The 25,539-nt window shown below is 59.6% G+C and carries 27 protein-coding genes; 12 read left to right on the top strand and 15 right to left on the bottom strand.

Annotation, left to right across the window (positions count from 1 at the left end; translation table 11 throughout):
• Positions 1-44: 44 nt before the first annotated feature.
• From H7847_RS19155 to H7847_RS19135, 5 genes are all read right to left on the bottom strand, one after another.
• Positions 45-1,106, bottom strand: coding sequence for a HesA/MoeB/ThiF family protein (locus tag H7847_RS19155; protein ID WP_227271088.1), 1,062 nt, complete (start codon positions 1,104-1,106; stop codon positions 45-47).
• Positions 1,106-1,558 carry a dUTP diphosphatase gene (gene dut / locus H7847_RS19150; protein WP_227271087.1) on the bottom strand — a complete coding sequence of 151 codons (453 nt, stop codon included), beginning with the start codon at positions 1,556-1,558 and terminating at the stop codon, positions 1,106-1,108. The genes H7847_RS19155 and dut overlap by 1 nt, the downstream gene beginning before the upstream one ends.
• 19 nt (positions 1,559-1,577) lie before the next feature.
• The gene (coaBC, locus tag H7847_RS19145; protein WP_227271086.1) at positions 1,578-2,783 is read right to left on the bottom strand and encodes a bifunctional phosphopantothenoylcysteine decarboxylase/phosphopantothenate--cysteine ligase CoaBC; all 1,206 of its coding nucleotides are present in this window, start codon (positions 2,781-2,783) and stop codon (positions 1,578-1,580) included.
• An 84-nt stretch (positions 2,784-2,867) separates the two neighbouring features.
• Positions 2,868-3,695: a ChaN family lipoprotein gene (locus H7847_RS19140; RefSeq protein ID WP_319799784.1), complete on the bottom strand. Its 828-nt coding sequence runs from the start codon at positions 3,693-3,695 to the stop codon at positions 2,868-2,870.
• Positions 3,692-4,570, bottom strand: a complete 879-nt coding sequence (locus H7847_RS19135; RefSeq protein ID WP_227271085.1) for an RNA polymerase factor sigma-32 — start codon at positions 4,568-4,570, stop codon at positions 3,692-3,694. The genes H7847_RS19140 and H7847_RS19135 overlap by 4 nt, the downstream gene beginning before the upstream one ends.
• A 97-nt stretch (positions 4,571-4,667) precedes the next feature.
• Between H7847_RS19135 and cobU the strand changes: the two genes are divergently transcribed.
• From cobU to H7847_RS19115, 4 genes are all read left to right on the top strand, one after another.
• Positions 4,668-5,189, top strand: coding sequence for a bifunctional adenosylcobinamide kinase/adenosylcobinamide-phosphate guanylyltransferase (gene cobU, locus H7847_RS19130; RefSeq protein WP_227271153.1), 522 nt, complete (start codon positions 4,668-4,670; stop codon positions 5,187-5,189).
• The gene (locus H7847_RS19125) at positions 5,186-5,767 is read left to right on the top strand and encodes a histidine phosphatase family protein (RefSeq protein ID WP_227271084.1); all 582 of its coding nucleotides are present in this window, start codon (positions 5,186-5,188) and stop codon (positions 5,765-5,767) included. Before cobU ends, H7847_RS19125 begins: the two co-directional genes overlap by 4 nt.
• A 58-nt stretch (positions 5,768-5,825) precedes the next feature.
• A complete protein-coding gene (locus H7847_RS19120) occupies positions 5,826-6,509 on the top strand; it encodes a glutathione S-transferase (protein WP_227271083.1) in 684 nt (227 codons plus the stop codon).
• A gap of 75 nt (positions 6,510-6,584) precedes the next feature.
• The gene (locus H7847_RS19115) at positions 6,585-8,087 is read left to right on the top strand and encodes a YifB family Mg chelatase-like AAA ATPase (protein ID WP_406676023.1); all 1,503 of its coding nucleotides are present in this window, start codon (positions 6,585-6,587) and stop codon (positions 8,085-8,087) included.
• Here H7847_RS19115 and gshB read toward each other — a convergent pair.
• From gshB to rsmI, 3 genes are all read right to left on the bottom strand, one after another.
• Positions 8,084-9,019 carry a glutathione synthase gene (gene gshB, locus H7847_RS19110; protein WP_227271081.1) on the bottom strand — a complete coding sequence of 312 codons (936 nt, stop codon included), beginning with the start codon at positions 9,017-9,019 and terminating at the stop codon, positions 8,084-8,086. The two genes, H7847_RS19115 and gshB, sit on opposite strands and share 4 nt — an antisense overlap.
• Before the next feature lie 72 nt (positions 9,020-9,091).
• Positions 9,092-9,436, bottom strand: a complete 345-nt coding sequence (locus H7847_RS19105; RefSeq protein WP_227271080.1) for a YraN family protein — start codon at positions 9,434-9,436, stop codon at positions 9,092-9,094.
• 40 nt (positions 9,437-9,476) lie between these two features.
• Complete coding sequence (gene rsmI / locus H7847_RS19100; RefSeq protein WP_227271079.1) at positions 9,477-10,334, bottom strand: 16S rRNA (cytidine(1402)-2'-O)-methyltransferase; 858 nt, start codon at positions 10,332-10,334, stop codon at positions 9,477-9,479.
• An 88-nt stretch (positions 10,335-10,422) separates the two neighbouring features.
• On the opposite strand from rsmI, the gene H7847_RS19095 reads away from it, so the two are divergent.
• Genes H7847_RS19095 through murJ form a run of 3 tightly spaced genes read left to right on the top strand, consistent with a single transcriptional unit; the run spans position 10,423 to position 15,927 of the window.
• The gene (locus H7847_RS19095) at positions 10,423-11,598 is read left to right on the top strand and encodes a penicillin-binding protein activator (RefSeq protein WP_227271078.1); all 1,176 of its coding nucleotides are present in this window, start codon (positions 10,423-10,425) and stop codon (positions 11,596-11,598) included.
• Between the two features lie 10 nt (positions 11,599-11,608).
• On the top strand, positions 11,609-14,386 hold the full coding sequence (locus H7847_RS19090; protein ID WP_227271077.1) for a [protein-PII] uridylyltransferase: 2,778 nt from the start codon (positions 11,609-11,611) through the stop codon (positions 14,384-14,386).
• The gene (gene murJ, locus H7847_RS19085) at positions 14,383-15,927 is read left to right on the top strand and encodes a murein biosynthesis integral membrane protein MurJ (RefSeq protein WP_227271076.1); all 1,545 of its coding nucleotides are present in this window, start codon (positions 14,383-14,385) and stop codon (positions 15,925-15,927) included. Before H7847_RS19090 ends, murJ begins: the two co-directional genes overlap by 4 nt.
• Here murJ and H7847_RS19080 read toward each other — a convergent pair.
• Complete coding sequence (locus H7847_RS19080; RefSeq protein WP_227271075.1) at positions 15,924-16,610, bottom strand: rhomboid family intramembrane serine protease; 687 nt, start codon at positions 16,608-16,610, stop codon at positions 15,924-15,926. The two genes, murJ and H7847_RS19080, sit on opposite strands and share 4 nt — an antisense overlap.
• Positions 16,611-16,689: 79 nt before the next feature.
• Between H7847_RS19080 and trpS the strand changes: the two genes are divergently transcribed.
• Positions 16,690-17,706: a tryptophan--tRNA ligase gene (gene trpS / locus H7847_RS19075; protein ID WP_227271074.1), complete on the top strand. Its 1,017-nt coding sequence runs from the start codon at positions 16,690-16,692 to the stop codon at positions 17,704-17,706.
• A gap of 15 nt (positions 17,707-17,721) precedes the next feature.
• Here the strand turns inward: trpS and H7847_RS19070 are convergent, their stop codons facing one another.
• Positions 17,722-18,246, bottom strand: coding sequence for a hypothetical protein (locus H7847_RS19070; protein WP_227271073.1), 525 nt, complete (start codon positions 18,244-18,246; stop codon positions 17,722-17,724).
• A 294-nt stretch (positions 18,247-18,540) separates the two neighbouring features.
• Here H7847_RS19070 and H7847_RS19065 point away from each other — a divergent pair, with 294 nt between their 5' ends.
• Genes H7847_RS19065 through H7847_RS19055 form a run of 3 tightly spaced genes read left to right on the top strand, consistent with a single transcriptional unit; the run spans position 18,541 to position 20,957 of the window.
• On the top strand, positions 18,541-19,641 hold the full coding sequence (locus tag H7847_RS19065; protein ID WP_227271072.1) for a class II histone deacetylase: 1,101 nt from the start codon (positions 18,541-18,543) through the stop codon (positions 19,639-19,641).
• Between the two features lie 15 nt (positions 19,642-19,656).
• The gene (locus tag H7847_RS19060; RefSeq protein ID WP_227271071.1) at positions 19,657-20,235 is read left to right on the top strand and encodes a nitroreductase family protein; all 579 of its coding nucleotides are present in this window, start codon (positions 19,657-19,659) and stop codon (positions 20,233-20,235) included.
• On the top strand, positions 20,232-20,957 hold the full coding sequence (locus tag H7847_RS19055; protein WP_227271070.1) for an EI24 domain-containing protein: 726 nt from the start codon (positions 20,232-20,234) through the stop codon (positions 20,955-20,957). The genes H7847_RS19060 and H7847_RS19055 overlap by 4 nt, the downstream gene beginning before the upstream one ends.
• Here the strand turns inward: H7847_RS19055 and H7847_RS19050 are convergent.
• On the bottom strand, positions 20,887-21,183 hold the full coding sequence (locus tag H7847_RS19050; RefSeq protein WP_227271069.1) for a DUF1467 family protein: 297 nt from the start codon (positions 21,181-21,183) through the stop codon (positions 20,887-20,889). The genes H7847_RS19055 and H7847_RS19050 overlap by 71 nt on opposite strands.
• An 18-nt stretch (positions 21,184-21,201) precedes the next feature.
• Positions 21,202-21,606 carry a methylmalonyl-CoA epimerase gene (gene mce / locus H7847_RS19045; RefSeq protein WP_227271068.1) on the bottom strand — a complete coding sequence of 135 codons (405 nt, stop codon included), beginning with the start codon at positions 21,604-21,606 and terminating at the stop codon, positions 21,202-21,204.
• Between the two features lie 157 nt (positions 21,607-21,763).
• Between mce and H7847_RS19040 the strand changes: the two genes are divergently transcribed.
• The gene (locus H7847_RS19040; RefSeq protein ID WP_227271067.1) at positions 21,764-22,483 is read left to right on the top strand and encodes a response regulator; all 720 of its coding nucleotides are present in this window, start codon (positions 21,764-21,766) and stop codon (positions 22,481-22,483) included.
• A 2-nt stretch (positions 22,484-22,485) separates the two neighbouring features.
• Here H7847_RS19040 and H7847_RS19035 read toward each other — a convergent pair whose 3' ends face one another.
• The 3 genes from H7847_RS19035 to H7847_RS19025 all read right to left on the bottom strand — a co-directional run.
• On the bottom strand, positions 22,486-23,220 hold the full coding sequence (locus H7847_RS19035; protein ID WP_227271066.1) for a GNAT family N-acetyltransferase: 735 nt from the start codon (positions 23,218-23,220) through the stop codon (positions 22,486-22,488).
• Positions 23,221-23,308: 88 nt separating this feature from the next.
• Positions 23,309-25,084, bottom strand: coding sequence for an aspartate--tRNA ligase (aspS, locus tag H7847_RS19030; protein WP_227271065.1), 1,776 nt, complete (start codon positions 25,082-25,084; stop codon positions 23,309-23,311).
• 303 nt (positions 25,085-25,387) lie between these two features.
• A partial coding sequence (locus H7847_RS19025; protein ID WP_227271152.1) for an integrase core domain-containing protein occupies positions 25,388-25,539 on the bottom strand: 152 nt, incomplete at its 5' end.

Genomic DNA, 25,539 nt, shown 5'->3' with positions numbered 1-25,539 from the left:
AGGCATGCGCCTGCAACCGGACCGGCGGGAATTCACCACGCGCATCAGGAGGCTTTGGCCTCGATACTGCCGCAGGTCGGGCAATCCGCCCGCCGCGTCACCGCAATCGTCCGGCTTTCCCCGTAGAGCGCATCGTAAATCACCATCTGTCCGCGCAGCGGAGTACCTGCATCGCTCAGCAACTTGATCGCTTCGACAGCCATCATCGCGCCGATGACACCAGGCAGCGGCCCGACAACACCCGCCTCGGCGCAAGAGGGTGCAAGCTCTGGCGCAGGGGGGCTGTCAAAGACGCAGCGATAGCAGGGAGCCCCTGCCGCGGGATCAAAAACGCTCAACTGGCCCTCCCATTGGCTCAATGCCCCTGAAATCAGCGGAATACCTGCGGTCACCGCAGCGGCATTCACAAGATAGCGCGTCTCGAAGTTATCGGTCCCGTCCAGCACCAGATCATAGTCCGCAAACAGCTCTGCCGCGATATCCTCTGTCAGGCGCCGATGATAGGGGCGTACGACCACGTAAGGGTTTTGCGCCACCATCTCGGCCTGGGCCGAAAAAACCTTTGGCATTCCGATGGATTTGTCGCGGTGGATCACCTGACGCTGCAAGTTCGCATTCTCGACAGTGTCATCATCGATCACACCGATGGTGCCCACCCCCGCCGCCGCCAGATACTGCAGCACAGGCGCACCCAGCCCCCCCGCGCCGATGACCAGCACGCGGGCTTCTTTCAGCTTCTTTTGACCTGGTCCCCCAAGCTCGCGCAGCACCATATGCCGCGCATATCTGTTGAGTTCGGTGTCGTTAAAGAGCGGTTGCTTTTCAGAGGCACGTATCCGGGTTTCACTGGCATCCGCGCGGGTTCGCAGCTTTGCCAGCCCGCTGCGGTAGATGACAATGAGGACGACAAACCCACCGATGATAAGCCAGAGTGCGGGGCTTTCCCCTGTCGCCATCCGCAGGGGATGTCCGTTTGGCAGCGCCACATGAAGCGCCAGCACGCTGATGTAAAGCAGACCGATCATCGTGAGTCGCGCAGAGCGGGGCGCGCCCATCAGGCTGCCAACGCCCCACAGAACGGCGCATAGTCCCAGAACCAAAACCATCAGCTGCTCCCTGTTGAGCCGAACCCGGCAGCCCCCCGGTCGGTATCCTCCAGGGTGTCTGTGATGTCGAAGGTAGATCGAATGACCGGGGCAACCACCAATTGCGCAATTCGCATGCCGTGGGTGACGTCAAATGCGGTGTCGCTGGTGTTGAGCATAATGACCCCGACCGGACCGCGATAGTCACTGTCTATTGTGCCGGGGCTGTTGACCAGCGTGATCCCGTGTTTGAGCGCAAGGCCTGAACGCGGGCGGACCTGCACCTCGTAGCCAGGCGGGATTTCCATATGCAGGCCCGTCGGCACCAGCACACGCCTACCGGGCGCAAGGGTTATGGGCGCTTCGGGCAGGTTCGCGCGAATGTCCGCGCCCGCCGCACCCGCCGTCTGGTAGCACGGCAACGGCAGGTCGCGATCCGCCCCTTCGGCCCATTTCAGGCGGATCGATATCATGGGGCAGCCTCCGGAATGCTCAGAACGGGGTCGCAGCGAGATAGCTGACAACCCGGTCCGCGATCCGCTCTGCCACGGCTTTTTTGGACATGCGAGGCCATGTGTCCGCCCCCCCCGCGTCGATCACGGTGACGGCATTTTCCTCTCCGCCCATGATCCCGGTTGCCGGAGAAACGTCATTGGCAATGATCCAGTCACAGCCCTTGCGCGCCCGCTTGGCGGTGGCGTGGGCCACCATGTCATCTGTTTCTGCGGCAAACCCTATAACCAGCCTCGGTCGACCCTGCGTCAGACTGGAGATTTCCTTCAGAATGTCAGGGTTTTCGGCAAAGGCGATCTCCGGTATCCCGTCCTTGGTCTTTTTCAACTTCCGGTCGCTCGCCATCGCCACCCGCCAGTCCGCCACGGCGGCTGCAAAGACACCGACATCAACCGGCAGCGCGGCGGTCACGACCTCCAGCATCTGTTGAGCCGTTTCAATGCGCAACACCTCGACACCCGCAGGCGGCGGACAATCCGCAGGGCCGGTGACAAAGATCACATGCGCTCCCTTGGCCTCAAACGCTTCGGCCAGGGCCGCCCCCTGCGCCCCGGAAGAGCGGTTCGCGATATAGCGCACCGGATCAATCGGCTCATGCGTCGGGCCGGAGGTGACCAGAACCCGCCGCCCCTTCAAAGGCCCCCCGTCAAAATGCGCCGCAATCGCCGCGACAATTTCCAGTGGTTCCGACATCCTGCCGGGGCCGAACTCTCCGCAGGCCATGTCGCCTGCGACGGGGCCAACAAAAGCCACGCCATCGTCCTGCAACCGGGTCGCATTACGTTGTGTTGCGGGATGCTCCCACATGCGCACATTCATCGCGGGCGCGATCATCACGGGCGTATCGGTTGCCAAAAGCAGTGTGCTCGCCAGATCATTGGCCATCCCCTGGGCCATCTTGGCCATCAGATCTGCAGTGGCGGGGGCGACAACCACCAAATCCGCAACACGGCTGAGCTGGATATGCCCCATCTCCGCCTCATCCGTCAGGTCAAAGAGATCACGGTATACTTTGGCCCCGGCCAATGCAGAGACGGAGAGCGGCGTGACGAATTCTTCGGCAGCCCTGGTCAGAACCGGCGTCACGGCCGCCCCCTGCTCGCGCAGGCGACGCATCACATCGAGTGATTTGAAGGCCGCAATGCCACCGCCGATGATCAGCAAGATATGTTTTCCGCTCAGCATGTTATGCCCTTGTCCAGCCCGGGTGCTACACGGACCATAATCCGCAGGTCCGGCAACCGCCAGCCCTTCATCCCAGAGAGGGTGTCAGTTAAAGGCCGCGCAGGGATCACCGCGATCAACCGATGCGCCATCCACCACAAAGGCGAACCCACCCTCTGGCATCCGGCCCGCTTCGCCCTGACCGAGGGTAAATACCGCAACCTCGGGGGCCGCCTGCCGCAGCAGAAAGGGCGCGCCCCAGTCTTCGCGTGCATGTCCATTGCCGGTGATAACGACCACCGGGGGGCCATGGGTCTCTAACGCCTGCAGGGCCACCTGCGCCAGGTTGGCGTCCCGCAGACGCTGTACGCTCACCATTCGCGGCAAAAGCTCTTCGGGCAGCGCATCGCAATGGGCAGTGCGTTGCAAATCCTCCCGTATCGTCTGCTCTGAGGCAGGTAAAGGCTGGTCGAGTGCAAAGCGCGCAACGGTTTCAGCCCCGACGACATCCGCAAGATCCTCCGCCATCAGATCACGAAGCTGGTCTCGCGGCACGCCTGCACCATAGATCTCTGCCTTCGGGGCGGCGGCAAATATCGGGTAATACATGGAGAAATCCGGCCAGCCTGATGCTTCCCACGCAAGGGCTTGCTCAAGCATGGTTTCATCCTGACGGTTCTCGGGTGTAATCTTTGCAGCCTGATCCGCGGTCAGCATTTCAAAAACAATCGCGCGGGGGGCCAGCTTCAACGTCCATAAGGCCTGAACCTCATGATGGCCACGGTTATCGTGCTGTTCCCCCAGAAAAATAACCTGAGCCGCGAAAACCTCAGCTGGCGGCTCTGAGGGCTCGGCATCCGCCGCAACTGAGAAAGGCGCGGCCAGCAAAAGCGCGCCCAGAACTGTTCGGGAAAGATGCCTGATTCCTGTCACGCCAGAAAGTGCATTACCTCACGCGACTGGTTTTCGAGCGATTTGCGCATCTTGCCAAAAGCAGCGGCCTCCAGCTGCCGGACACGCTCTTTACTGAGGCTCAGCTCCTGACCCAGGCTTTCCAGGGTGCGCGGCGCATCGCGCAGCTTGCGCTCGCGGACGATGAAACGTTCGCGCTCGTTCAGATCGTTCATCGCCTGCAGCAACCATGCCCGCAGTTGTTCGGTATCGTGCTGATGTTCGACGGTCTCCGCAGCCTGCGCGCTGTCGTCTTCCAGCGCATCGATCCATTCGCGCCCCTCGTCTTCTGTCGATTGGGTCGCGTTCAGCGAATAGTCGGAGCCCGAAAGGCGCCCCTCCATCATCTCGACGTCGTGCAGCGGCACACCGATCTCGGTGGAGATCATCTGCCGCAGCTGGTGTCGGTCCAACACCTCGCCTGCGGCAGCACTTTCCCGCTCCAACCGCGCCTGAACCCTGCGCATGTTGAAAAACAGGGATTTCTGGGAGGATGTCGAGCCGGTGCGCACCATGGACCAGTTGCGCATCACATAGTCCTGAATGGACGCCTTGATCCACCAGACCGCGTAGGTTGAAAACCGAACGCCACGATCCGGATCGAACTTATCGGCGGCTTTCATGAGGCCCAGACCTGCTTCCTGAATCAGGTCGTTCATCGGCGCCCCGTAGCGTTTGAACTTCGACGCCATGGAAATTGCCAACCTCATGTACGCCGTGATGAGCCTGTGAAGCGATTCCTCGCAGCGATCATCGCGCCACGCATATGCCAGTCTTAGCTCAGTCTCAGCGTCTAGTAATTCCGCTTTCATAGCTGTGCGCGAGAGGGTCATATCTCTTGCGGTGTCCAAAGCCATAGCGACATCTCCCAGTCAGATGAAGCACACCTTGCCGTGTACAATTGATATAGGTACGCACCATACACGTGATTGGTTCACCGCAAAGGTTGATAAAATGTTGCCAAAAATGACTCTTGTTCTGGGCGGGGCAGCATCCGGCAAGTCTCTCTGGGCCGAAAACCTTTTGTTAAGCAGTCGTTTAGCTCCGGTTTACCTTGCCACTTCCAGAGTTTTCGATGACGAAATAAAATTGAAAATAGACCTTCACAGATCACGTAGAAATGATCGATGGCACACGATTGAGGCGGATTCCGACATCGGGACGGCGCTTGTACCGCTTGAATCGACTCAAGCCGTTCTGATCGATTGTGCAACGATGTGGCTTAGCAACCGGATGATGGACGACCATGATCTTGATGCAGCCCAGGGCGGTCTCTTGTCTGCACTGGGGCACTGCGCCGCCCCGACAATCGTCGTCTCTAATGAAGTCGGCCAGAGCATCGTACCCGATAATGCGCTGGCGCGCCGGTTTCGGGAAGCACAGGGCAGGCTGAACATCGCGCTGGCCCAACAGGCAGATCTGGTGGTGTTTGTCACGGCTGGTCTGCCACAGGTGCTGAAAGGGGACCTGCCATGACCACCTGGCATTGGGTTCGCCATGGTCCGACACATGCAAAGTCCTTTGTCGGCTGGCGGGATGTCCCTGCGGATCTATCCGCTTCGGACCAGATCAAGAGACTGCGCGACCATCTGCCTGAAAACGCGGTTGTCGTTTCTTCCGATCTGTCGCGCGCCCGGGACACTGCGGATGCGATCCTGGGCCCGGGGCACAGACGCCTGCCCCATGATCCGCACCTCAGGGAAATGCACTTCGGTCTCTGGGACGGCCTGCATTTCGAAGCCGTGGAACAGCGTGATCCGGTCCTGAGCCGCGCATTCTGGGAGGCACCGGGCGACATCACAGCCCCAGGGGGGGAAAGCTGGAACATGACCTCCGCACGGGTTGCGGCAGCGGTGAAAAGTATCTCCAGCCGCTACCCGGATCAGCACATCATCGCGGTGGCCCATTTCGGCGTGATCCTGACGCAGCTGCAGCGCGCTCTTGCCATTGCACCCTATGAAGCATTGGCACAAAGGATCGACAATCTCTCTGTGACCCGGATCGATTGGCACAGGGCCTCTGCAACCGTGCCGCACATCAATCACCTTCCCTGATCGATCACCGCACAGAACGGAATTTGCCTGTGATACCACAGAGCATCAAAGTGGCGAGATGAGCTATACTTTATTTATTGGGGATCGCACCTTCTCCAGCTGGTCGCTGCGCGGCTGGCTGATGCTTGAGAAATTCAACCTGCCACACAGCGTGCAAATGGTCGGTCTTTACGCCGGCACGATGGCGAAAGACCTCGCCCCGCTCGCCCCAGCGATCCTGGTGCCTGTGCTCCGAACGCCAGAGGGCGACGTGGTTGGTGAAAGCCTCGCCATCGCTGAAACGCTGGCGGAACGCCACCCGGAGGCAGAGATGTGGCCCAAGGATGCCGCGCACCGCCTGCGGGCGCGGTGGCTCTGCGCCGAAATGGCGTCGGGGTTTTCAGCGCTGCGCGCGTCATGTCCAATGCAGCTCCAACATGTGAACGAAGGGTTTGACACAACGCCGGACGTCCAAACCGATCTCGCCCGGGTTGAGGTCCTTTGGCGCAGTGCCCGCGGGATTTCCGGCGCAAAAGATGGATGGCTGTTTGGAGCCTATTCGCTGGCGGATGTGTTTTATGCACCAGTCGCCGCGCGCATTATCGGCTACGACCTGCCCGTTTCGACAGAGGTCAGAGAATACTGTCTCAAAACGGTCTCTGACCCCAGTTTCAGACAGTGGCGTCGGGATGGGCTCCAAGTCACCTACGACCCCTTCCCCTACCCCATCAGCGCATCGGCAAGGCCCTGGCCGCTCGACTGATCTCCCCCCGCCTTAACCTTTCGGTAACTTAAGTGACTTAGCGATTAATCTCGACAACATGTTTGGGGGTTTTTGGTGTCACTGACCTATTCTGTGGCTTTTCGGGGCGTTGAGGCTTGCCCGGTTGAAGTTCAATGCTCGCTCTCGCCGGGGTTGCCGGGCTTCAGCATTGTGGGCCTGCCCGACAAAGCGGTGTCCGAGGCAAAGGAGCGTGTGCGCGCGGCTCTCGCCAGCATGGCGATCGCCTTTCCGTCAAAAAAGGTCACCATCAATCTGAGCCCTGCCGATCTGCCCAAGGAAGGCAGCCACTTCGATCTGCCAATCGCAGTTTCGCTTTTGGCCGAGCTGAACATCATCCCCCATGACATCATCATGTCCGTCGTCTCTCTGGGTGAACTCTCGCTGGACGGCAAGCTGGTACCTGTCACGGGGGCGCTGCCCGCTGCGATGACCGCGGCGGAGGACGCGCACATCCTGCTCTGCCCGCTGGCTTGCGGCAAGGAAGCCGCCTGGGTCAGCGGCGCGCGGGTCGTCGCCGCCAAAAATCTTGGCGATGTCGTGCGCCATTTCACCGGTCAGAACCCCATCAGCGACGCCGAACCGGGCGAGGTGCTCGCCGCCCCCACCACACTGGATCTACATGATGTGAAAGGCCAAGAGCGCGCCAAACGTGGGCTGGAAATCGCCGCGGCAGGCCGCCATCACATGTTGATGGTGGGCACGCCCGGGTCCGGTAAATCCATGCTCGCACGCCGCCTGCCCGGCATTCTGCCCCCTCTTTCGGCGCAGGAGGCCCTGGAGACGTCGATCATCCACTCTGTCGCGGGCCTGCTCGACGAAGGCGGCATCTCGCGCGAACGCCCTTTTCGTGACCCGCACCACACGTCTTCCATGGCGGCGATCATCGGTGGCGGTAGAATGGCTAAACCGGGGGAGGTCTCACTGGCCCATAACGGTGTCCTATTCATGGATGAGCTGCCCGAGTTCCCTAGAAATGTGCTTGAGACCCTGCGCCAACCACTGGAGACAGGCAACGTCATGATTTCACGGGCCAATGCCCATGTAAAATACCCTTGCCGTTTTATGTTTGTGGCCGCGGCCAACCCCTGCAAATGTGGCTACATGACGGACCCCGAGCGCGCCTGTGCCCGCGTTCCGGCCTGTGGCGACGACTACCTGGGGCGGATTTCCGGCCCCCTGATGGATCGCTTTGATCTGCGCGTGGATGTGCCACCGGTGTCCTACACCGATCTCGATCTGCCCAAGGCCGGCGAGCGGTCAAGCACCGTTGCAGACCGGGTCGCAGCGGCGCAGGCGGTGCAGCGGGCACGGTTTGACGCACACCCCGACATGCGCTCGAATGCCGATGCCGCAGGCGAGGCTCTTGAAGAGGTTGCAACACCCGACAGCGAAGGGCGCGAGTTGCTGCTGCGCGCGGCAGAGCGGTTCCGTCTTTCGGCACGGGGATATCACCGCGTGATGCGGGTTGCGCGTACCATTGCTGATCTGGACCATTCAGACACCGTCAGAAGGCCCCATGTCGCCGAAGCTGTCGGATACCGTATGGGCGGCAGCTAGGCGCAACGCGCCTCGATAGCATCCCAGATTTTCGCGGCAATGTTGACACCGTCAAACCGCTCCAGTTCCTGAATACCTGTCGGCGATGTGACGTTGATCTCAGTCAGGTAGTCACCAATCACATCGATCCCTACAAAAATCTGACCTTTTTCTTTCAACAGAGGACCGATCCGCGTGCAAATCTCCTGATCTCTGTCAGACAGTCCGATCTTTTCCGGTCGGCCACCAACGTGCAGATTGGATCGCGTCTCACCTGTCGCGGGAACACGATTGATGGCACCAACCGGTGCGCCATCGACCAGAATGATACGCTTGTCACCATTTGAGACTGCGGGCAAGAATTTCTGAACAATCAGCGGTTCACGCGAAAAACCCGAAAACAATTCATGCAAGGACGTCAGATTACGATCCTGTGCATCCAGCCGGAACACCCCTGCCCCGCCATTGCCATAGAGGGGTTTGAGGATCACATCGCCGTGCTTTTTCTTGAAGGCTTTGATGGTCTCAAGGTCACGCGCAATGGTCGTGGGGGGCGTGAGGTCCGGGAAATCCAGAACCAGCAGCTTTTCCGGGTAGTTTCGAACCCAGAACGGATCATTCACCACCAGAGTTTGCGGGGCCAGCCGATCCAGCAAATGTGTCGATGTGATATAGTGCATGTCGAAAGGCGGGTCCTGGCGCAACCAGACCACGTCAAAATCCGCCAGATCGACCTCGCGGCGTTCTCCCAAAAGGGCGTGATTGCCTTGAACCCGCTGGACCTTCAGATCATGGCCTCGCGCTGTTATACGCCCTTCCTGATAGGCAAGGTGATCCGGCGTATAGAAAAACAGGGTATGTCCACGTGTCTGTGCCTCCTCCGCCAGCCTGAAGGAGCTGTCGGCGTTGATATCGACACTTTCGATCGGGTCCATCTGAAAAGAGATTTTCATGGCTGTTCCTTGCACTGCTGGCGCCTAAATGGCGCAGCCAGCGCAGGGACGCAATGCCAACCCGCTCAGAAACTAGCCATCACCCAGCGCATTCTCGACGATATCAACGTCACCGATCCCGTTCACCAAGGCCACGTCGAACCGCATGTCGGTGAGCAACCCCTTGGGTTCTTCGAGGACAAATTCGTTTGCCGCGGCAAAAATACGCTGCTTTTGCTTGGGCGTAATCCGCATTGCCGCCCGCGCAAAGGTGGCGCTTTTCTTGACCTCGGCAAAGACCAGGACATCGCCGCCGCGCAGGATGAGATCAATTTCTCCGCCAGATCCGCGCCAACGCTGCGCAACCACCTCATAGCCGCACTCAAGATAGGTGCGCGCAACGATATCCTCCGCAGCGAGGCCGGCATGATAGGCCATTCTGCCGGTATGACCTTTAGACACGCCGGTTTGCACAATGTCATTCCTTACGCAGCGCCAACGCCATCTGGTAAACTTGGCGGCGTGGCAGGTTATGGGCCTTGGCGACCAGATCAACCGCGTCCCGCATGGAATGTGCCGCAAACGCCGTTTCAAGATCGGCTTCTATATCCAATTCGGTAATTTTTTCTGAACGCGCACGATCAATCAGAACGACGATCTCACCCCTGACGGTTTCACCCGCAAAACCTGCCGCCAATTCCTGCAGACTACCTCTTCGTATTTCCTCGAATTTCTTTGTGATTTCACGGGCAACCGCTGCGGCCCGAGCCAGGCCGAGCACGTCCGCGGCATCCTCAAGCATCGCCGCCAGACGCTTTGGCGACTCGTAGAAAACCAACGTCCCCGGCACCTCTCGCAACCCTTCGAGCGCCGTGCGTCGCGCCGCTTTGGCACTGGGCAAAAAACCGGCGAAGAAAAACGCATCCGTGGGAAGCCCCGCAAGCACCAGCGCCGTCAGAGCCGCCGAAGGTCCCGGCGCACAGGTCACGGGCTGGTCTGCGGCAATCGCCGCGCGGCCCAGTTCAAAGCCCGGATCCGCGATCAATGGCATGCCCGCTTCCGCGGCATAGGCGACGGATTTCCCCTCTGCCATCGCCGCCACAAGCCGGTCTGACACGCCGCGCTTGCTGTGATCGTGCAGCGCGATCACCGTCCGACCCGCCAGGGGGATGGCGTGAATATCCATCAGGTGCCGCAGGGTGCGGGTGTCTTCGGCCGCGAGAATGTCCGCGCTGGCCAGCACGTCAAGCGCGCGCAACGTGATGTCGCGCGCCGTTCCAATCGGCACCCCGACAAAGTGGAGCCCCGCCGCCAAAGGCACCTTTCGAAAATTCAACGCTGGACCCGCCTTTCGTGACGACTATGATTGCCCCATCCTGGTGCGGCCCCGAAAAGCCGCGCCACCCCTGCTGGAGTACCACCTTATGTTTGCCGTTTTCCCCTCCGCCCGCAAGACACTCCGTGCGCTGGTTTTGCCTTTGCTCGCCTTGACGCTGGCGGCCTGCGACACCATCCCCGGTGGGCTTTCAGGTGCAGGCGGGCCAACGGGTGACCCGGTTCCGGTCGCCTTGCTGGTCCCAAGCGGATCGGGCCAAGGCACCGATGAGCTCTTGGCCCGCAGCCTTGAGAACGCCGCGCGCCTGGCCATGCGTGACCTCAACGGTGTGGAGATTGACCTGCGGGTTTACCAGACTGCGGGGGATGCCGCGCTGGCGGCTGCAAATGCCAACAAGGCCGTGGATGAAGGCGCCAAGATCATCATTGGGCCGGTTTTTGCCGCCTCGGCAAACGCCGTTGGCAAAGCCGTGGCCGGCCGGGGTGTGAATGTGCTGTCGTTCTCGAATAACGCCGCCATTGCCGGCGGAAACCTCTTTGTTCTGGGTCCAACCTTTCAGAATACAGCGCGCCGGATGGCAAGCTACGCCGCATCGCAGGGCAAGCAACGGTTTGTGACCGTTTACGGACAGGATGCCGCCGGCATGCAGGCCCGAGATGCCATCCAGCAAGCGGTCGCAGCGCAGGGTGCCAGCGTTGTTGAAACGGTTGGATATGCGCTGTCTCAGCAGGATGTGATCGCAGCCATTCCCCGCATCAAGGCCGCCGTGACGGATAACGGTGCAGACGCCGTTTTCTTCACCACTGATACGGCCACAGCCCTGCCACTTCTGTCCCAGCTCCTGCCAGAGGCGGGCGTATCAAGCGATGTGACCCAGTTCATCGGTCTGACACGCTGGGATATTCCGGCCCAGACCCTGAGCTTGCCCGGTGTACAAAACGGCTGGTTCGCCATTCCGGATCAAAGCGCAACAGCAGCCTTCAGCAACCAGTATCAAGCGGCCTACGGCGCGGCACCGCACCCCATCGGCGGGCTTGCATTCGATGCCATTGCCGCCATTGGCGCGCTTGCAAGCCAAGGTCAGTCCGACGCGCTCACGACAGCGGCCCTGACCCAGGGTGCCGGGTTTCGCGGGGCAAGCGGTATCTTTCGGTTGAACGCCAACGGGACCAACACCCGTGGCCTCGCGGTGGCGACCATCGCTAATGCACAGGTTTCAATCATCAGCCCGGCACCCCAACGCTTTGGCGGGGCGGGATTCTAAGGCACACTGCATGAATTCACCCGCCTTATCGGCAGATCAACGCCCCCCGGCCCAGTTGATCTGCGCCCCTGAACGCATCTTTGACACGGCAGCCTTTCATCGCTCGTTTACCGAGGCAACTGCCCATCATGGGAAGTCCTCGGAGGTGCGGGCGGCGGCCGTCAAGCTGCTGCGAGAGTCGCAAAGGTCGGGCCGTCAGGCCATTGCGGAGGCTTTTTCAGACGCCCCCTTTGAGGCCCGCGCGATGACGCGGGCCTATACCTACCTGACAGATCGATTGGTGACAGCAGCGTTGTATGTGGCCAAAGACGTATTGCATCCCAAACCAAACCCGACGTCCAGCGAACATCTCGCTGTGATTGCTGTTGGCGGCTACGGGCGGGGCGAAATGGCGCCTTTTTCGGACGTCGACCTGCTGTTTCTGACCCCCTACAAGATCACCGCCTGGGCCGAGAGCGTGATCGAATCAATGCTCTACATCCTGTGGGACCTCAAGCTCAAGGTGGGCCACGCCAGCCGTACGATCAAAGACTGCCTGCGTCTGGGGGCATCCGATTTCACCATCCAGACCGCCATGCTGGAACACCGCTTTCTGGCCGGTGACAGCGCGCTGGCGCAAACCTTTGCGGATCGCTTGCGCACCGATCTCTTTACCGGATCCGGCAAGCAGTTCATCGAGGCCAAGCTGGCGGAACGCGAAAACCGTCATGTGAAATACGGTCAAAGGTACGTGGTTGAGCCGAATGTCAAGGAGGGCAAAGGCGGTCTGCGGGATCTGCAGTCCCTGTTCTGGATCGCCAAACATATTCACGGGGTGAAGGATGCCGCGGACCTTGTCGGCCTGGGAGTCTTTTCGGCGGAAGAGTTTGAAAGCTTTGTGGCCGCCGAGGATTTCCTCTGGGCGGTGCGCGGGCATTTGCACCTGCTCTCGGGGCGCGCCATCGAACAGCTGACCTTTGACATGCAGGTGCAGGTCGCCGAGGCCATGGGCTACGAAGACGTCAACGGCCGCCGCGCGGTCGAGGTCTTCATGCAGCAGTACTTTCTGCATGCCACCGAGGTCGGCGATCTGACACGGATTTTTCTGACCAAACTGGAGGCGGATCACGTCAAGGACGACCCGCTGCTGGACCGCATCTTTCGCCGCAAGCCAAAGGTCAAACCCGGCTACAAGGTCGTACACAACCGGATAGCTATTGCCGATGACGCGGTGTTTTTCAAAGACCGGGTCAATCTGCTGCGGCTTTTTGAAGAAGCCCTGCGCACCGGCATGCTGATCCATCCAGATGCCATGCGTCTGGTCAAATCCAACCTGCACCTGATTGACGACGACATGCGCGCCAACCCCGAAGCGCGCCGGATTTTCTTTGATCTGTTGCTCAAGCATGGCAACCCGGAGCGGGCGCTGCGGCGCATGAATGAACTGGGGGTGCTGGCGAGTTTCATCCCCGAGTTCGAGCCCATCGTGGCCATGATGCAGTTCAACATGTACCACAGCTACACCGTGGACGAGCACATCATCCAATGCATCAAGAACCTCGCCCAGATCGAACGCGGCGAGTTGGAGGAAGACCTGCCCGTTGTGTCTTCCATCCTCAAGAAGGGGGTGGATCGCAAGGTGCTCTATACCGCGCTGTTGCTGCATGACATCGGCAAGGGCCGCCCCGAAGACCATTCCATTCTCGGCGCACAGATGGCCCGCAAGATTGCCCCCCGTCTGGGGCTCAGCAAGGCGGATACGGACACCATCGACTGGCTGGTGCGCTATCACCTGCTGATGTCGGACATGGCGCAAAAGCGGGATATTGCGGACCCGCGCACGGTACGCGATTTTGCCAAGGCCGTGAGAGAGGTTAAACGGCTTGATCTGCTCTGCGTTCTCACGGTCTGCGATATTCGCGGTGTCGGCCCGAACACCTGGAACAACTGGAAAGCCGTTCTGATCCGCGCGCTCTACCGTCAGACCAAAAGGGCGCTTGAAACCGGTCTCGAAGATCTCAATCGCGAGAACCGTGGGGTGGAAGCAAAACGAGCCCTGCGCGAGGCGCTCAGCGACTGGTCGCGCAAGGATTTGCAGACCGAAACCGCCCGCCATTACGATCCCTATTGGCAGGGTCTGCATGTCACCGCGCATAAGGTCTTTGCCGAAATGCTGCGCAACGTCAAAGAGGACGAGATCCTCATTGATCTGCACCCTGACGAAGAGCGGGACGCCACCCGCGCCTGCTTTGTCATGTCGGACCACCCGGGCATCTTTGCGAGACTTGCGGGGGCGCTGGCGCTTGTGGGGGCCAATGTGGTCGACGCGCGCAGCTACACCACCAAGGACGGCATGGTCACGGACGCCTACTGGATACAGGATGCTGATGGGAACCCTTACGACGCCGCCCGTCTGCCCCGCCTGCGCAAGATGATCGAGCGGACCCTGAAGGGCGAAGTGGTCACCACCGAGGCGATGAAATCCCGCGACAAGGTCAAAAAGCGCGAACGTGCGTTCAAGGTGCCGACCCATATCACCTTCGACAACGAAGGCTCGGAAATCTACACGATCATCGAAGTGGATACCCGCGACCGCCCCGGCCTGCTGCATGATCTGGCCCGCACGCTGGCAGAGGCGAACGTCTATGTCGCCAATGCCGTGATTGCGACCTACGGCGAGCAGGTGGTCGATACCTTCTATGTCAAGGATATGTTCGGGCTGAAATACTACTCCGAAAGCAAGCAGCGCAGCCTTGAACGCCGCCTGCGTGCGGCCATCGACCAGGGCGTCGAAAGGGCCGAGAGTTGAAACCCATCCGGCTCATGTCCGGCTTTTTCACGGTAGGGGGCTGGACGTTGATGAGCCGCGTGCTCGGCTTTGTCCGTGACGCGATGATCCTCGCCTATCTGGGCACCGGACCCCTTTATCAGGCCTATGTGGTGGCGTTCCGTCTGCCCAATATGTTCCGCCGGTTCTTTGCCGAGGGGGCCTTCAACATGGCCTTCGTGCCTATGTTCTCCAAGCGGATGGAAGGTGGCGAAGACGCGGATGGCTTTGCCTCGGACGCCTTTGCCGGGCTGGCCACGGTGCTGATCGCGCTGACACTGCTGGCGCTGGCGACGATGCCTTGGCTGGTCTATGCGCTGGCCTCCGGCTTTGCGGGGCAAGAGCAGTTCGGCCTGTCGGTTGAATTCGGGCGCATCGTCTTTCCCTATATCCTCTTTATCTCTCTGGCAGCGCTGCTGTCGGGCATGCTGAACGCGGCGGGCCGGTTTGCGGCTGCTGCCGCTGCTCCGGTCTTGCTGAACGTCCTGCTGATTGCCGCGATGGCATTGGCGGCCTGGGCCGGTGGGGACGTGGCCCGCGCGCTGATCTGGGCGATCCCGCTGGCAGGCGTGGCACAATTCGGCCTGCTGTGGATTGCAGTCCGCCGGGCGGGTTTCACCCTCTCTATCAGACGCCCGCGACTGACGCCTGAGATGCGCAACCTCGTACGTGTGGCGTTCCCGGCGGCTCTGGCCGGCGGGGTGGTCCAGATCAACCTGCTGGTGGGCCAGCAGGTGGCCAGCTATTTCGACAAGGCGGTGGGTTGGCTCTTTGCAGCAGACAGGCTTTATCAGTTGCCACTCGGCGTTGTCGGCATTGCGGTAGGGGTTGTGCTGCTGCCGGACCTCTCGCGCCGCCTCAAGACCCGGGATGACAGCGGCGCAAAATCCGCCCTCAGCCGGGCGGGCGAGATCGCTCTGGCGCTGACCATCCCCTCGGCGGTGGCGCTTATCATCATCCCGCTGCCGCTCGTGTCGGTGCTGTTCGAACGGGGGGCGGCCACCGTTGACGACACCGCAGCCATCGCGCTGGCCGTCGCGATCTATGGTCTTGGCCTGCCCGCCTTTGTGCTGCAAAAGATCATGCAGCCGGTGTTTTTTGCCCGCGAAGACACCAAGCGACCCTTTCAATATGCGGTTGTCTCCATGGTGGTGAACGCGGTGCTTGCCATCGGGCTGGCCCCGGTCATCGGGTGGTTTGCCCCCGCCATTGCCACGACCGTGGCCGCCTGGGTCATGGTGGGCCTGCTGCGACAGGGCGCGCAAACCTACGGCGATGTGGCGCAGTTTGACGACCGGTTTCGCGCCCGCATCTGGCGCATGGTGGCGGCCTCGCTTGTGATGGGGGTCGCCCTTTGGATCGCGGCGGCGATGCTCAGCCCGTTTTTGAGCCTGCCGTGGTGGCGGGCGCTGGCGCTTGCAGCTCTCATTGCCGTCGGGATCGTGACCTATTTTGGCGCCGGGCAACTGCTGGGCGCCTTCCGCCTGGCAGAGTTCAAGGCTGCCCTGCGGCGCGCGCCCTAGTCGCGGCGCAGGTGATAGAGCAGCCGCGCCAGCCCGCCCGGCACCAATAAAACCGACGCCACAAAGCCAAAGCCGAACCCGGCAAGATCGGCCACCCACTGCGTTGTGGGGCCGAAAAACACGCCCCAGATCAATTGCAGGCCGAGCAATATGGCAATCAGACTGAAGGCGCGCATCTGCTGCTGCCCGGTCTCTGCCAGTCTTTGCCACATCAAAAAAGAATACCCGCCAATCAGGCTGTAGACGGCCGGAAAGCCCCCCACCAGCCAGGCTGTATCATTCAGAAAAAGCCCGTAGATCAGCGCGCCAAACATGCTGCCTCCGAAAAACAGCACCACGACGGCTACCTGCCCCATGGTCTCGCCTACAAGCTTGCCAAGAGCGAGCAGCAGCACAGCCGCAAAAAGCGTGGCGGTAAAGGCACCATGTACGAAGGAATAGGAAACAAAACGCAAAAGATGCTCGGGTATCCAGCGCCCGTTTTCCAGCATCCAGTCAAAGAGATCGCCGGAGAACCCGTATTGCTGCACGGCTGCCAGTCGCCAGCCCACCGCCTCTGGCCCGCCGATCCAGCCCTGCGCCCCGAGGCTGAACACAACTTCGGGCAGCGCGATGGACATAAAGAGGATCACCACCACCGGCGGTAACGGGTTCACCGGAGGCGCGTTGTAAGGGTCATTCATGGTCGGGCTTCCTTGACGATGCTCTGCCTCATGGGTAAGCCAGCGCGAACCGCATTGCCAGCGAGAATGGAGCCTTTGCATGACGACCCCACCCTTTGTCCCCCGCGTTTTTTCGGGCATCCAGCCGTCGGGAGATTTGCATCTGGGCAACTATCTGGGCGCGCTCAAACGCTTTGTCGATGCGCAGAACCAGGGGATACAATCCATCTATTGCATGGTCGACCTGCATGCGATCACCGTTTGGCAGGAGCCCGCCGATCTACGCCACAGCACGCGCGAACTGGCGGCAGGTTTCATCGCCAGCGGGATCGATCCGGAAAAATCCATCCTGATCAACCAAAGCCAGGTGCCCGAACATGCGCAATTGGCCTGGGTGTTCAACTGCGTGGCCCGCATGGGCTGGATGAAACGGATGACGCAATTCAAGGACAAAGCAGGCAAGAATGCCGAAGCAGCCTCGCTGGGGCTTTTTGGCTATCCGGCGCTGATGGCGGCGGATATCCTGATCTATCATGCAACCCATGTGCCTGTAGGCGAGGATCAGAAACAGCATCTGGAACTGACCCGCGACATCGCCGCCAAGTTCAATCATGACTATGGCGTCGAATTCTTTCCGCTGACGGAACCGGTGATCGAAGGGCCCGCGACACGTGTCATGTCGCTGCGCGACGGATCCAAGAAGATGTCGAAATCCGACCCGTCAGATGCCAGCCGGATCAACATGACAGACGACGCGGACACGATTGCCCGGAAAATCCGCAAGGCAAAGACCGACCCGGACGCGCTGCCTTCCGAAGCGGCGGGATTGGCGGACCGGCCCGAAGCGCGCAATCTGGTGAATATCTATGCCGCCCTCAGTGACCAGCCCGTCGATGCGGTGCTGGCAGAGATCGGCGGTCAGCAGTTTGGGACCTTCAAGCCGCAGTTAGCCGACCTCGCCGTTGCAAAGCTCTCGCCGATTTCTCAGGAAATGGCGCGGCTGATGAATGATCCCTCCGAGATCGACCGCATCCTTGGTCGTGGCGCGGAACAGGCGCGCGAAATCACTGCGCCAATCCTTGAAAAAACATATGAAATCATCGGGATGGTGCGCTAACGGCAGGTCGCCCTTTCAAAAGGCATCCCCCAGGGCGGCGCTTTTCTGACCCGCCTCTGCCTGCGCTTCCCACAGGTGCCGCTGCTCCACACTTGCTTTGGCCAGCTTTCGCCTGGCCCGTGAGATCGCCTGCCTACCAAAGACATAGGACGACAGGCTAAAGGAGAAGAACGCATAAGCGCAGGAGGTGCAGATCGTGCTGATGATGGGCGATGCCTCCGCGATGGAGACACCTTCCCAAAGCAGGAAGACCGCCGCAACGGCGCAAAGCGCGCTGCCAAGGGTGAGGGCGTATATCCGGCGCATGTTCAGGATCGACCGCAGCGCGCGGATCGGGTTGTCATCTTCCTGCCTTGCATGGAAAAGATATCCGGCCGCCATCCCGGCAAGGCCCAACACCGCAACAAAGAACGCCTTGGTGAAGAGGACCGCAATCAACACTAACACGATGATCAGCAGACATAGCGCGAGACGGCGCGGCGACATAATTAGTTTTTGAAATTTATCCTGCAACATCAGGGCATTCACAAAGCGCAACATAGAGATATCCTCCATCTGGCAATACGCTTGACTATCATAGGTGGCGAAATGAGTCCTATGCCAGACACCATAACGCGCAGGTTTCCGCCGATGCGTGGCAAGCCGGTCGACCGATCAGCGGCACAAACGAACGCCAATCCGGAGAATCAAGCGCGGCGTGGATCGCATTCGAGTGGGCAATGCCTACATCGAGGCAAGAGGCAGTTCCGCCCCCTCCTGCCGAGATGCCGGGATGGATGGACAATTCCACGATGCTCGGTCAATTTCACGCCCGAGTGACAGGGAGACGATGAAATGGCCACCGGCTTTTTTTGGGATGAAAAATGCTTTTGGCATGCGGGGGGCAACTATGCCTTCACCCTACCCATCGGGGGCCATGTCCAGCCGCTCGCGGCAGGGGGGCTGCCGGAGAACCCGGAGACCAAGCGGCGTTTGAAAAACCTGATGGATGTCACGGGGCTTTCGGAGGATCTCGATCTGCGCACCGCCCCGCAGGCCAGCACCGAGGACTTGCTGCGGGTTCACCCGGAGAGTTACCTGACTGAATTCAAAACTCTGTCCGACAGTGGCGGGGGCGAGTTGGGCCGGCGGACGCCTTTTGCCGCGGGGGGATACGAGATTGCCGCCCTCTCTGCGGGCCTGGCCGTTGCCGCGGTGGACGCGGTGATGACAGGAGATTTGCAAAACGCCTATGCGCTGTCGCGCCCCCCCGGCCATCACTGCCTGCCGGACTTCCCGAACGGGTTTTGCCTGTTGGCCAACATCGCCATCGCGATTGAGGCGGCGCGCGCCAAAGGCATGGCCAAAAGGGTGGTTGTGCTGGATTGGGACGTGCACCACGGCAACGGCACCGAAGCGATTTACTATGATCGCGACGACGTGCTGACCCTCTCACTGCATCAGGAAGGCAACTACCCGCTGGACACAGGCGCTGTCGCGGATCGCGGGCGGGGTCCGGGGCTTGGCTATAACGTCAACCTGCCGCTGCCTGCGGGCACCGGCCATACCGGCTATCTGCATGCGATGGACACCGTTGTCCTGCCGCAGATTGCCACCTTTGAACCGGATCTCATCGTTGTGGCCTGCGGCTTTGATGCCGGGGCGACCGACCCCTTGGCCCGGATGCTTGCCACGGCAGAAACCTTCCGCCAGATGACCCTGCGGATCAGGGCCGCGGCAGAGGATCTTTGTGACGGGCGGCTGGTTCTGGTGCACGAAGGTGGATACTCCGAAGTTTATGTCCCCTTTTGTGGCCATGCGACATTAGAGGCCTTGTCAGGCAGCGATATCTCAGCGCCCGACCCGCTTGCCGAAGCGCTGACCATCCGACAACCCGGTCCACGCTTCGATGCTTTCATCAAGGCCGAAATCGACCATCTGGCCCGCCAACTCTGACCATTGAGGTTTTACATGCCCGCGCCCAACCAAGCTGCTCTGGACTTTCTGATGACCCGTCGCTCGCGGCCTGCAAAGACCTTGCAGCCCCCCGTACCCAATGCGGATGAACTCCGTCCCCTGTTGCAGGCAGCCGCCCGCACGCCGGACCACGGCAAGCTGGAGCCTTGGCGTTTTATCGTCATTGAACAGCCTGCAATGGCACGGCTGTCGCAGGTTGTTCAAACCCGTGGGGCAGCGCTTGGCCTCGACCCCGACCAGATCGACAAAGGCCGCGCGCAGTTTGACCAGGGGCTGCTCGCCGTTGCGGTGATCGAAAGCCCGAAGCCGTCGGAAAAAATTCCGGCTCTTGAGCAGACCTACTCTGCCGGGGCGGTCTGTCTGGCCCTTCTGAATGCGGCACTGGCTTCTGGGTGGGGGGCGAACTGGCTTTCGGGTTGGCCCAGTCACGACCGGGGCTTCATGACCGAGGCGCTGGGGCTCGCCTCACACGAACGCATCGCCGGGATCATTCATATCGCCACTGAAACCTCTGCCGCACCCGAACGTCCGCGCCCTGATCTTGATGCGGTGACAAGCTGGGTGTCGGCATGATCCTTGCGTCTTTCTTTGCCGCCCTGAACCAGCTCACGGACCCTCGGTTCAGGAAAGTTCTGCTGACCGGTGTCGGGCTGACACTCGCCCTGCTGATCGCGATATCTGCGGGTTTTGTGTGGCTTTTGGGCGGGCTGGTAGGGGATGTGGTCTCCCTGCCCTTCCTTGGCGAAGTGACCTGGCTCAACGATCTGGTCGGCTGGGGATCCGCAGTGCTGTTGGCGGTGCTCTCGACCTTCCTGATGGTCCCTGTCGCCTCTGCGATCACCTCGATGTTTCTCGATACCGTGGCGCAAGCCGTGGAGGACGAACACTACCCGATGCTCAATGTCGCACGCCCGGTCCCGCTGATGGATGCGCTACGCGACACGGTGAGCTTTCTGGGTGTGCTGATTGTCGCCAACCTCTCGGCGCTGATCCTCTATCTGTTTCTGACGCCTTTTGCCCCTTTGATCTTTTGGGGGCTGAACGGGTTCCTGCTTGGTCGTGAATATTTCACCCTCGCCGCGATTCGGCGCGTCGGGCGTCAGCAGGCCAAAGCCCTGCGATCCCGCTACCTGTTGAGGATCTGGGCCGCAGGAGTCCTCATGGCCATCCCTCTTTCGGTGCCGCTCCTGAACCTCATCATTCCGATTTTGGGGGCGGCCACCTTTACCCATCTGTTTCACCGGCTGGACCCTCAGCCTCCATACGATCGAACCAGTCTAGATCCCGTACCGTAATCCACTCTGACAGAATGATCGTGGAAATGATTACCCAGAGGATCAGGCTCAGCACCGTGGTGATCTTGGCCTTCTTGCCGATGTTGTGAACTTCCGGCGCACCCGCATGCGTGCCGGGCACGATCTCTCCCAGATCCCCTTGCGTTTTCACACGGATCGGCAGGATGATGAGGAACATCAGCGACCAGATCACCGCCAAAAGAACCAGTGCAGAGGTAATACCCATTTTATCCCCTCCTTTGGGTCAGACCTGTTCCAACTCGACCAGACAGCCGTTGAAATCCTTGGGGTGCAAGAACAAAACCGGTTTGCCATGCGCCCCGATCTTGGGCTCGCCCGTCCCCAACACGCGCGCGCCAGTCTCCAGCAGATGGTCCCGCGCCTGCAGGATGTCGTCTACTTCATAACATATGTGATGAATGCCACCGGAGGGATTTTTATCCAGAAACCCCTGGATCGGACTGTTGTCGCCCAAGGGGTAGAGCAGTTCGATCTTGGTGTTCGGCAGCTCAATGAAAATGACCGTGACACCATGGTCCGGCTCATCTTGCGGGGCACCTACATTGGCCCCCAGAGCAGAGCGATACTGATCCGCCGCGGCCTCCAGATCAGGTACGGCAATGGCGACGTGGTTGAGACGTCCGATCATGATGTTTCTCCGGTGTTGAGCTATTTCAGTGGTTATGCGGCGCACTGAAGTCGAGCGCAAGAGACGCAGCGCCGCAGGGATCTGGGTGGCCATTAACGACCTGTTATCCATCTATGCGCCATGGTGACGCTCAGACCGATTCAGTCAGGAGCCGAAGATGGACAAAAAGGACCCTTTTGCGGCGACGATTCCCGCGCCGACAGCCACACGCCCTTTGCTGGGGCTCACCGTTCTGGTGATCGAAGACAGCAGATTTGCCTGTGAAGCGATGCGCCTTTTGTGCCTGCGCAGCGGTGCCCGGATTCGCCGGGCCGACTGTCTGCGGTCTGCACGGCGCCATCTGCAGGTTTACCGCCCCTCGGTTGTGATTGTTGATCTTGGCCTGCCGGATGGAAACGGCGTCGATCTCATTCGTGAACTGGTCACGACCGAACCCCGCGTCGATGTCGTTCTGGGCACATCGGGCGACCTGACCGGCGAAGAAATGGCGATGGGTGCCGGTGCCGATGGGTATCTGGAAAAACCAATCACTTCGCTGGCGGCTTTCCAGCAGGCCGTCTTGTCAAACCTGCCGGCTGAGCGGCAACCCTCCGGTCTGCGGTCCATTCCCGATGAGGTCATTGAACCTGACATCATGGCGTTTCAGGATGATATGGCACATATTGCGGATGTCCTCGATGATCCCGGTGATGACAGCGCGCTCGACTATGTCGCGCAATTCATCGGCGGCGTCGCGCGCTCTGCCCAGGACACTCGTCTTGAGCAAGCTGCAGTTGCGCTGGCAAAAGCGCGTGCATCAGGGGCCTCCTTCCGGTCAGAAACCGACAATCTGGTCGGCTTGGTCCAACAGCGACTAACACAAAAACTTGCGATTTAGCGTCAGCCTCGGTTCTGCAACAAAGGGTCACTGCTGACGCGGATCGCCTGCGTCAGGTCAGCCAGTCGCTTAATCTGGACCCCTTCGCGAAAATTCGACGATGACAGCCATGTGTCAAAGGCCTTCTGTAAGGCGGGCCATTCGCCATCAATGGCCGCGAACCAAGCGGTATCGCGGTTACGCCCCTTGACCACCGTTGCCTGCCGGAAAACGCCTTCAAAGCTGAAGCCGAGGCGTTGAGCCGCACGGCGGGACGGCAGGTTCAGCGCGTTGCATTTCCATTCATATCGCCGATATCCGGCGGTGAAGGCCCATTGCATCATGAGAAACATGGCCTCCGTCGCGGCGCGGGTCCTCTGCAAGGCGGGACTGTATGTTATATTGCCAACTTCGATAGACCCGTTCGCGGGATCAATCCGCAGATAACTCGCCACCCCCTCCCAGGTCTCGGTTTCCAGATTTCTGATCGCATAGAACCGATGGCCAGAGGTATTCACTGTCTGCTGGATCCACCGTCGATACTCGGAAGCCGACGAAAATGGGCCATAAGGCATGTAATCCCAGAGCTGATCGTGTCCCTCATAAGCCTTGTATAGCATGTCGGCATGATCGTCCGCTTTCAGAGGCACCAGCTCTGCATACCGTCCCTGCAAAACATCGGCATCCGGCACCGAAGGTGATGTCCAGTTTGTTACCTTTCGGCCAAACTGCGGAGTATCGTAATTGTTGTGCGCCATGGCCCGCACTTTAGAAGGTCAGAGGCCAATACCCAACCCGCATAACACGACTTGCCCGGCTTGAGCATTTTGGTTTTAACGGCCGATATCAATCCTGTGGGATCACCCGCAGCCCAAGCTCCATCAATTGGTCACTTTGCGGCTCTGCTGGGGCGGACATCATCAAATCTTCTGCCCGTTGGTTCATTGGGAAGAGTATTACCTCACGGATATTGCTCTCATCGGCGAGCAGCATAACAATGCGGTCGATGCCAGCCGCACATCCACCGTGAGGCGGCGCGCCATACTGAAACGCATTGACCAGACCCCCAAACCGTTTGCGCACTTCATCTTGGCCATAGCCCGCAATTTCAAACGCCTTGAACATGATTTCCGGCTTGTGATTACGGATCGCACCTGAAACCAATTCATACCCGTTACAGGCGAGATCGTATTGATAGCCGAGCACATCCAGCGGATCGCCATTCAAAGCCTCCATACCACCTTGCGGCATAGAAAATGGGTTGTGTTCGAAATCGATTTTACCGGTTTCCGGGTCTTTTTCATAAATCGGAAAGTCGACAATCCATGCAAAAGCATATCGGTTCGTGTCGGTAAGGTTAAGCTCGTTACCGATAACGTTGCGCGCTTTTCCCGCGACGGCTTCGAAGGTTCTGGGCTTGCCGCCCAGGAAAAAGGCTGCGTCCCCGACACCGAGTCCAAGCTGCTGACGAATGGCCTCAGTCCTTTCGGGTCCAATATTTTTCGCTAAAGGACCAGCTGCTTCCATGCCCTCACCCTGATCGCGCCAAAAAATATACCCCATTCCGGGCAGGCCTTCCTTTTGCGCGAAAGCATTCATACGGTCGCAGAATTTGCGACTGCCACCCGTAGGTGCCGGGATTGCTCTGATTTCCGTACCTTCTTGCTCCAAAAGCTTGGCAAAGATTGCAAAGCCTGATCCGGCGAAATGGTCCGAAACAACCTGCATTTTGAGTGGGTTACGCAGATCTGGTTTGTCGGTCCCATACCACAGCGCGGCATCCTTGTAGGAAATCTGCGGCCACTCCTGGTCAACGGACTTTTTGCCGCCGAACTCCTCAAAGAGGCCGGTCAGTACAGGTTGAATAGTGTCGAAAACATCCTGCTGAGTTACAAAACTCATTTCCAGGTCGAGTTGGTAGAAATCCGTAGGTGATCTGTCAGCCCGCGGGTCCTCATCACGAAAACAAGGCGCAATCTGAAAATACTTATCGAACCCGGAAACCATCAGCAACTGCTTGAATTGCTGAGGGGCCTGAGGCAGCGCATAGAACTTGCCAGGATGCAAACGGGACGGCACCAGAAAGTCCCGGGCACCTTCCGGACTTGACGCGGTAATGATCGGGGTTTGAAACTCTCGAAAGGCGGCATCCCACATTCGTCGGCGCAGAGAAGCTACAACGTCTGAACGCAATACCATATTCGCTTGCATTTTTTCGCGGCGCAGATCGAGGTAGCGGTAACGGAGGCGTGTTTCTTCAGGATACTCCTGATCCCCAAACACCTGAAGCGGCAGCTCACCTGAAGCACCGAGTATTTCTATATCTTCAATAAACACCTCAATTTCCCCTGTGGAAATCTTGGAATTCACCAATGACTCGTCACGCGCCTTAACCGTCCCGTCAATACGGATACACCACTCCGCCCGCACTCTTTCGACCTGCTCAAAAACAGGACTATCCGGATCACACAAAACCTGCGTTAGCCCGTAATGATCTCGTAGGTCGATAAAAAGCACGCCACCGTGATCACGAACTCGGTGCACCCATCCGGACAGGCGCACATTTTCGCCCGCGTTTCCAGCAGTCAGATCAGCGCAGCTATGGCTACGGTAGGCATGCATTGTCGTATCCCTTCGGGGCTCTGAAATTCGAGCCAGATACACCGTTTGGCGCACCGGAAGTCAAGTCGTGCATGAAGGGGAATATCAATAAGCACGACGTTTCTAATCGACTTCCGTTCAATCGGAAGCAAGTTTATCATTTATGTCAAACTCGCCGACCCTGACATTAACCGCCAAGATATGACAGCATCAAAGGAAAGGCGGGTCGCACTGGCAAAACTAATATTTATCTTTAAAAAACTGTCGAACAGTTTGCTTGCAAATCTACGAAGAGCGTTTTTGACCTGCTCCCCTTTGAGTCCGCTAATTTAAGTTAGCTCTGTTCAGGTTTTGGTCTTCCTTTGACCGGTTAGCATATTCGTGTGGCGTCATGCCAGCGAGGCTGGAGTGAGGCCGGTTGTGATTGTAGTCGGCGCGCCATGCCGCAATCATGCGGCAGGCATGGCGCAAAGACG

This window comes from Roseobacter weihaiensis, from assembly GCF_020622345.1.
Classification (GTDB): Bacteria; Pseudomonadota; Alphaproteobacteria; order Rhodobacterales; family Rhodobacteraceae; genus Roseobacter; species Roseobacter weihaiensis.
Note: the sequence above shows the minus strand (reverse complement) of the source record. Positions and strands in the feature narration are given on the sequence as shown.